The organism is Actinomadura sp. CNU-125, from assembly GCF_001942465.1.
Classification (GTDB): domain Bacteria; phylum Actinomycetota; class Actinomycetes; order Streptosporangiales; family Streptosporangiaceae; genus Spirillospora.
The window spans coordinates 1-3,032 of the sequence record NZ_MKJY01000425.1 but is presented as its reverse complement, the minus strand read 5'-3'; the positions used below and the strand labels follow the sequence as shown (position 1 = coordinate 3,032).

Sequence of the window (3,032 nt, the reverse complement as noted above, 5' to 3'; positions counted from 1 at the left end):
ACACCGCCCGCCAGCAGCCGCGTCTGCACCTTCGGCTTCTCACCCCGCTGCCACGCACGCCGATCGAACGCGTTGGCGATGCTCATCCGCTGGCGCGCTTCCGCTCGACGTCGTCCCGCTCGCTCACTCGAACTTCCTCGCTGGTCGAATCGGTCGGACGACGGGTCGGTTCCGGCCGTCCGGTGGTGTGCGGCGCCGCGTCAGGAGAAGGACCACAGGTGATCGCCCGTCATCGCGCAGGGGTAGACCGTGAGATCGGCCGCCGGACCACCGGCGCCGTTCACGCCCGCCACGTCCAGGCACAGCCCCCCGCTCGACTGGTTGCGGATCCAGAACCGGCCGGGCTTCTTCCGGTCGAGGTACCACATCTGGTTGTCGCCGCCGCCGGGGTTGCAGCGCCACTCGGTGACCTTCGCCGTCTTCGCTGGCGGTCCGTAACCCGGAAGGTCCATGCACAGGCCGTCCTTGGCGTTGCGGATGGTGAACAGATCCGCGCCGTCCGGGCCCGCGCCCTTCTGGTTGACCACCAGGTCCCAGCGCTGGTTGTCCTTCGCGGACCCGTCGCAGGCGAACTGCTCGACCGGCCCGTCCACCTTCCCCTTGCCGAACCCCGGGACGTCCGCGCACAGGCCCGTCATCACGTTGTGCAGCAGCACCTTCGTGGTGGTCGAGAAGTTCGGGCCGGTGGGGAACCGCGACCCGGTGGCCCTCTTCACCGTCTTGGGGCCGGACGTCGTCCGCTTCGGCACCGCGGCCGGCGCCCGTTCCGTGCCGCCGCGCGGCGACCGGGACGGCGACGGTGACGACGCGCTCGACGACGGGCTCGGCGACGGCGACACCGCCACCGGGTTCGCCGGCTGGTTCAGCGCCGCCCGCTTCTTGCGCTCGTCCTCCTCCCTCCCCTGCTGGTAGGAGATCAGCGCACCGACCCCGAACACCGTCGCCGCCACCACGACCAATGCGACACCGCCCGCCAGCAGCCGCGTCTGCACCTTCGGCTTCTCACCCCGCTGCCACGCACGCCGATCGAACGCGTTGGCCACGCTCATCCGCTGGCGCGCTTCCGCTCGACGTCGTCCCGCTCGCTCACTCGTACTTCCTCGATGTGTCGGATCGTTAGGACGGCCGGTTCGGGCCCGGCCGATCAAGGGTGGATGCCAGGGGGCTCAATCTGCCTTTCGGCCTGCTCGGCGTTACCGGCCCGCCCGGCGAAGGGATCGACCCCGAGGTTGGCCTGCGGCGGCCGCGCGGGCTGCGGCGCCGGCTTCACCGAGGGCTTCGGGCGCGGCAGCCGCACCCCCTGCGGCGTCCGGGGGGTCGACGGCGCGGAAGCCGCCGCACCCGACGCGGGCTCGGTCGATCCCCACCGTCCGGCACCCGCTCCGGCCTTCGACAACTCCACCAGCACCGCCGGCCCTCCCCCGGCCGGCCCGAACTCGGACAGGGAACCGTCCGGACGCACGACGACGAAGGGCCGCCCCAGCACGACGGCACCCGCCGCGAGGGTGGCCTCGTCCGCGGGGCCGCGTCCATTCCGGATGTCGGTGACCAGCCGGCCCCGCTCGTCGTCCGTCCACACACCGCCGTCGGCCGGTTCGGCGAAGTGCCTCTCCAGCAGCGGCCAGTACCGCCGTTCGGCCGGATCGCGGCGCGCGTCCTCCGACAGCTCGTTGCCCAGCCAGTCGCGGAAGTGCTCCACCCCCGCCGACGGTTCGCCCCCGCCGATCCGCTGGAAGTCGCCGGGCGCCGCGGCCCGCAGCGCGTGGACCAGGCTGCCGCGAGGCGGAGTCCGGACCAGCCCCAGCCCCATCCCCCCGAGCACCTCGCCCTGAGGAGCCGTGAGCGTTCCGGCGGGAGCCGCGGCCTTGCCGCCCTTGCCCCCCTTGCCCTTCTTCCCGGACGGTTTGGCCGGTTGTTCGCCCGAAGCGGCGGTCGCCGGTGCCTCGGCCGCCAGCGCTGGCGCGCCGACGCGCGGACGCGGCCGACGGCAGGGGCCGCAGCGGGATGTCCTCCGCCGAGACACCGATCGGGGAGACCTCCCCTTCGGACGGCTCCGAAGGAGGACGCAACACCGGCGGCCTGACCCCCAGCGCCGCAGCAGCCACCACGGACGGCGCCGCGACCGGCGCCGTGGACGGCGACACCACCGGCGCCGTGGACGGCGGCGCGGCGGACGCGGGGTCCGTCGCCGTGACGGGCTCGGTCGCCGCCCACTTCCCGGTGAACGGCCCCGCTCCGGGAAGCTCCACCAGCACGACCGGCCGTCCGGACGCCGGCCCGAACACGACCGACGTCCCGTCCGGACGCACCACCGTGATGCGCAACCCCAGGACGGGCCCGCCCACGGCGAGCGTCACGTTCTCCCCGCCCATTCCCAGCGGAGACCCGACCATCTCGATCGCCATGGCCCGGTCGCCGTCCGACCACGTACCGCCGAGCCGCTCCTCGATCGTCGGCCAGAAGCGCCGCTCGGACGGCGGCCGTTCCAGGTCGTTCGTCAGCTCGTTGGCCATGTGATCGCGGAACTCCCGCGGCGTGGCGGGCCGCGTCCCGCCGATCGCGGTCATCTCCGGCGCGGCGACGTTCGTCAACGCGTGGATCAGGGCGTCCCTGGTCGGGGGCACGTGGACGATGTTCAGCCCCATGCCCGCGACCGCCGCCTCCTGCGCCCCGCCCGTCCCACCGGCCCCGGCACCCGCCACCGCAGGCGCAGCCGAGGACGACGCAGCCGGAGGCACACCGGTCGACGGCTCCGACGTCACCGTAGGCGTCACCTCCGGTCGGACGGGCGGGGTCGGCGAAAGCGGCGGCGTCGACCCACGCGCGGAGAAGCCGACGCGACCGCGGATCCGGCGGGAGCGGAGGCGTCGACGTCCGCGTTGGCGTCGCGCGGGCGGGCGGATCCGCCGGATCCGGCGGAAGCGGCGGGAGCGGGGGCGATGGCGTCCGCGCCGGCGGTGGTGTTGTTGGTCATCGGTTCGTCTCCCCGTGGGTGATGGCGTCGGCGGCGTGCTGCGCGTCGGCCGCGAAGT

At 74.1% G+C, this 3,032-nt stretch carries 3 protein-coding genes; 1 reads left to right on the top strand and 2 read right to left on the bottom strand.

Annotated elements, in window-relative coordinates; genetic code table 11:
* Positions 1-200: 200 nt before the first annotated feature.
* Positions 201-1,049 carry an RICIN domain-containing protein gene (locus tag BJF79_RS35915; RefSeq protein WP_075904111.1) on the bottom strand — a complete coding sequence of 283 codons (849 nt, stop codon included), beginning with the start codon at positions 1,047-1,049 and terminating at the stop codon, positions 201-203.
* A 95-nt stretch (positions 1,050-1,144) separates the two neighbouring features.
* Complete coding sequence (locus tag BJF79_RS35910; RefSeq protein WP_075904109.1) at positions 1,145-1,810, bottom strand: hypothetical protein; 666 nt, start codon at positions 1,808-1,810, stop codon at positions 1,145-1,147.
* A 194-nt stretch (positions 1,811-2,004) separates the two neighbouring features.
* On the opposite strand from BJF79_RS35910, the gene BJF79_RS35905 reads away from it, so the two are divergent.
* A complete protein-coding gene (locus tag BJF79_RS35905) occupies positions 2,005-2,517 on the top strand; it encodes a hypothetical protein (protein ID WP_075904107.1) in 513 nt (170 codons plus the stop codon).
* The last annotated feature ends 515 nt before the right edge of the window (positions 2,518-3,032 follow it).

Excerpts from the sequence above, each read along its gene's own strand:
- BJF79_RS35915 (WP_075904111.1), bottom strand. The coding sequence starts at position 1,049 with ATGAGCGTGGCCAACGCGTTCGATCGGCGTGCGTGGCAGCGGGGTGAG.
- BJF79_RS35910 (WP_075904109.1), bottom strand. The coding sequence starts at position 1,810 with ATGGGGCTGGGGCTGGTCCGGACTCCGCCTCGCGGCAGCCTGGTCCAC.
- BJF79_RS35905 (WP_075904107.1), top strand. The coding sequence starts at position 2,005 with ATGTCCTCCGCCGAGACACCGATCGGGGAGACCTCCCCTTCGGACGGC.